At 59.0% G+C, this 4337-nt stretch carries 4 protein-coding genes and 1 pseudogene; 1 reads left to right on the plus strand and 4 read right to left on the minus strand.

Translation table 11 applies throughout. From position 1 onward, the window contains the following. Positions 1-191 (plus strand): annotated as a pseudogene (locus NW838_RS09350) (hypothetical protein); the annotation flags it as partial. A 56-nt stretch (positions 192-247) separates the two neighbouring features. On the opposite strand, the gene NW838_RS09355 reads toward NW838_RS09350, so the two are convergent. The 4 genes from NW838_RS09355 to NW838_RS09370 all read right to left on the minus strand — a co-directional run. Next, positions 248-709 carry a hypothetical protein gene (locus NW838_RS09355; protein WP_414357243.1) on the minus strand — a complete coding sequence of 154 codons (462 nt, stop codon included), beginning with the start codon at positions 707-709 and terminating at the stop codon, positions 248-250. A gap of 195 nt (positions 710-904) precedes the next feature. Next, positions 905-2065, minus strand: coding sequence for a chlorophyll synthase ChlG (gene chlG, locus NW838_RS09360; RefSeq protein WP_414357244.1), 1161 nt, complete (start codon positions 2063-2065; stop codon positions 905-907). 539 nt (positions 2066-2604) lie between these two features. Continuing rightward, the gene (locus NW838_RS09365; protein WP_414357246.1) at positions 2605-3435 is read right to left on the minus strand and encodes a phytanoyl-CoA dioxygenase family protein; all 831 of its coding nucleotides are present in this window, start codon (positions 3433-3435) and stop codon (positions 2605-2607) included. A gap of 3 nt (positions 3436-3438) precedes the next feature. Next, the coding region (locus NW838_RS09370) for an anthranilate synthase component I family protein (protein WP_414427921.1) at positions 3439-4337 on the minus strand (899 nt) is incomplete at its 5' end.

The following is a 4337-nucleotide window of genomic DNA, read 5'->3' on the forward strand; positions in this document are numbered from 1 at the left end:
GGCAAGGCGCTCTGGGTGTTATGCTCAGAGCTTTGCGGGATACCGCCTTTCTGTTTGGACTCCGTCCCGCTGACGCGAACGGACTCCGTCCCGCTGACGCGGTCGCGTTAGCGTCGCGTAGCGACAACGGAAACGGACAGAATGCTATCGCTTCACCGTTGAGCAGTAATGGTCAGCAGTGTTCAGCGTAAATGTATCAGCAAATGCTGCGGTTGCAACTGGACAAGAGGTGAAGGGATCCCTGCCCTCAGTCTAGGATGATGCGCAGGCCGCTACCCGAGGGAGTCGCCGGTTCAGGGTTGGGCACAATCCGCAGCCCACTGCCGGAGGGCCGGGTCACCGTGTTGTCGATGTTCACAAGGAAGGTGTTGGATTGGCCGTCCCGCTCATACACCACCACGTCGTTGCGGTTGAACTGGGAGCGACAGATGATGGGGGAGTTGTCGGCAGCAGTAGCCGCACTGCAGCGGTAGCCAGGGGCAGAGACGATCTTGCCTTCTTCATCGATGGAAAAAGGAACTGCAGAGGGCAAGATTGGAGAAAAGACCGGCTGGTCGGGATTGAGGATCACCGAGCCACCTGTGCTGGGTTCTACCACGATCCCCCGCCCGTCGATGACGATCCGCTGTGCTTGGGCGGGAGAGATGGCCAACGGGCCCAAGAGCAAAACCAGGCTCAGGCCGAGTTTGAAGGGGAAAAGCGGGTTCATCGGACATCTCCTTTTGCCAAGGGCCATGACAGCTTCCAGGGATCCGCCAACGATCCTTGCAGGGGATGGATCCCTGGCTCAACTTAACTTGATCTTGACTTGATCTTGACTTGATCTTGGCCCAGATGTCGGGCCGAACCCAGGGCGGAAGCCGTCACCTCTGTTGCCAAGATGGGCACTTTGCCGTCGGCTCGACTACCACAGCCCCGAGCGGCCCAACGCCAGCCCGACCACCAACATGCCCAACACCAAAAAGGGCTGCGCGCTGGCTTGGTATTTCACATCGTTGTTCAAAGGATCCCGCAGCAGGTACATATCTTGGAAGGTTATTTGCGGGATGATCAGCAGCACCAAAAGGGCCGCGTAAAGTTTTAGGCCCGCCCCCAGCAAAAACGAGGCCATGCCGAACTGGAACAGGTCGATCATCAGCACCGAGATCCAAGCGGCCCCCATCGCCCCAAACATCACCGGCAAAGAGGCCAAGCCAAACTGCCTATCCCCCTCGACGCTTTTGAAATCGTTGACCACGGCAATCCCCAGCCCGGCCAAGCTGTAGATCAGCGTCAGGATGCAGACCGTCCAGTTTAGCTCGCCGAACAAGGCGTGGCCTGTCCACCAGGGCAGGGCGATGTAGCTGGCACCAAGGGCATAGTTGCCCAGCCAGCCGTTGCGCTTGAGCTTCAGGGGGGGCGCCGAGTAAATGTAGGCAATGAGGGCTCCCGCCAAGGCAATGCAGGTGATCACCGGGAAGTCATGGCCCGTGTACCAGTCCAGAGCGTAGGCCAAGCCCAACCCCAAGATCAGCAGCACCCAGATTTGGATAACCACCCGCTGCAGAGAGATGGCCCCCGAAGGGATCGGGCGGTAGGGCTCGTTGATGGCGTCGATCTCGCGGTCGTAGTATTCGTTCACCGTTTGGGTATAGCCCGTCATCAGGGGGCCCGCCAGAATCATGCCCACCAAAATGAGAGCCACATTCTCCCAAGTCCAGGTGAAGTGACCGGAAGATGCCGCCCCCGGAATCAGACCCCACACCAAAGGGATCCAGGTGACAGGCTTCATCAGTTGCAAGTGCAACTGCCAAATGGAGCGAGACTCCACCTCTGCTCCTTTCATGCCCAGCAGTTGACGGACACGCTGCGCATTCGACCCGCCGGTGCCAGGGGATCCCTTGCCGGGATCCGAGTCTGGGGCGGCTTCTTCTGAAGCAGCTCCTTCTGCTATGCTGGGCTCCGCAGCAAAGGCCATCTCAGCCGCCACTTCCGGCAAGGAGGGATCTTGGGGGATCTTTTCGCTCATGGTGAGGTGCGCAATCCAACTGCGATAACGGGGATAACCACCCCCATTCAGAGACATCGTGACATACTCCCGCACTCATGCTGATGCATAGAGTACGAGCTTCTCAGTGACTCCTGTTAAGGACATTTCCTGAGCTTTAAGAACGGGATGCCCCACCGCTCTGTGTTTACCATAGCAAGGGTTTCCGCCTTTCATCCTGACCCTCATGCTGATACATAGAGGGCGTCGCTTCTCGGCGGTCTAGCTGACCGGATTCCTCAAACAAGAGGAGAGGTTGACGTTCTCCCCACGGCTAAAGCCAGAGGATCCGTTCTCAGCCAGCAAAACAACTCCCACTGACTGAGCTACACCGAGCATGTGGCTTATACCGCAGCACCGTGGGGGACGCCAAAGCGCTTCGCGCCGCCAAGGCGAACGCACCAGCTACTGGGATGTGGAAACACCCCAGATACTTCTACTTCACCTTCAGCACTGCACCTTTCTATAAATGGGTGGAGCGATACTCACATCCTATCAGGAGACGGTAGCTTATCCCTAGGCATAAATGCCGGGGCCTGAGCCGCCGAGTTTTCGGTCAGCTCGCAGTTCCGGGCCGTCTACACAATCTGTGCCGTCACGAATAGGCGCTGATGCTCGGCTGGGATCCGCTCTTTCTCTTGGGCCGGGATCACCAGGGGAGGTTGCCGAGTGTAGTTGACAGGATCCCGAAACCAAGCGCGGCTGTAGGTGTTGTAGAGAAGGGGACGGGGGGCAGGGGAGCGATTGGCCCGACCCAGGTGAATCAGGCGGTAGTCAAACAGGAGGCAGGATCCCTTGGCCAGGGGCGGATCGACAAAGGGCATCTGCTGGGCGAGCTCGGTATAGTGGGCATCGAAGACCGCATGGCTGCCGGGCCAGAGACGGGTCATGCCGTTCTCTTCGTTGACCTCCACCAGAGGAATAAGCAAATTCAGGGCATAGCAAGGAATGATCGCATCCAAGGTCTCGTCGCCAAACAGATGAGACAGATCCCGGTGAACTTGTTGATCGGCGGATCCCGGCAGAGAGACCACCGCCCCCAGCCCGCTCAAGATTAACTCTGGCCCCAAAATCCGCTTCAGGATGGGCAAGATCAAAGGATGGGCATAGAGGAGGGGATCGTTGAAGGGGCCCTCCAGGCGAACCGTTACCATCACCCGTCTATTGCCCACTAACAGGGCATCGGCGTGGTTTTCGTGGGTGCAGTAGTGGCTGTAGGTGGCCAGAAAGCTGCTGTGCAACTTGTCGATGAGCTCGGGGGGAAAGATCTCCGGCAACACCAGATAGCCCTCTGTGGAAAACAGTTCAAAAGCCTGCTCTACGGTCTCTGGATCCGGCTGCTGGAGCTCCTGTAAGGACTCCGTCCCGCTGACGCGAACCGCAGGGCTGAAGCGCAACTGGGCCAACATCGGCTAGGTCTCCTGCAAACTGGCCACAGCCATTAACATGCCCCGCGCTTTGTTCAGACATTCTTGATATTCCCGCTCCGGATCCGAGTCGGCTACAATACCTGCCCCTGCCTGCAAGCTCACCTGGCCCTGATGAACCAGCAGGGTGCGGATGGTGATGGCGGTGTTCAGTTGGCCAGAAAAGTCGTAGTAGCCATAGGCGCCGGCATAGGGCCCGCGGCGGCATCCTTCCAGCTCATGAATAATCTGCATGGCGCGGATTTTGGGGGCGCCGGTAACAGTGCCGGCAGGGAAGGTGGCCCGCAGCAGATCCCAGGCGCTGTACTGGGGATCCAGCCGCCCCACCACGTTGCTGACGATGTGCATCACATGGCTGTAGCGCTCGATCTGCATCAGGTCATCCACCTGCACAGATCCCAGTTGGCAGACCCGTCCCAGGTCGTTGCGGGCCAGATCCACCAACATCACATGTTCGGCCCGTTCTTTCGGATCTGCCAACAGCTCTTGCTCTAACTGCCGGTCTTCCTGAGGGGTGGTGCCACGGGGGCGGGTGCCGGCAATGGGGCGCACGGTGGCGATGCGGTCTTCTCCCACCCGGCTGAGTTTGACCATCACCTCTGGGCTGGAGCCGATGAGGCAGAGATCCCCAAACTGCAAAAACGCCATATAAGGGGAAGGGTTAATCAGCCGCAACGAGCGGTAGAGGCAAAAGGGATCCCCCGCAAAGGAGATGGTAAACCGCTGCGAGAGCACCACCTGGAAGATATCTCCGGCGCGGATGTAGTCCTTAGCCTGTTCCACGGCTTGGCAGTAGGCTGGGCGGCTCAGGGTGCTGGGGGGGATTTGTTCGCGCCAGCGGGACGGAGTCCTTTCCGACAGGTGGGGCTTCCAGTTGAGGTGCA

It is taken from the genome of Synechococcus sp. R55.2, from assembly GCF_047462075.1.
In the GTDB taxonomy this organism is placed as follows: Bacteria; Cyanobacteriota; Cyanobacteriia; order Thermostichales; family Thermostichaceae; genus Thermostichus.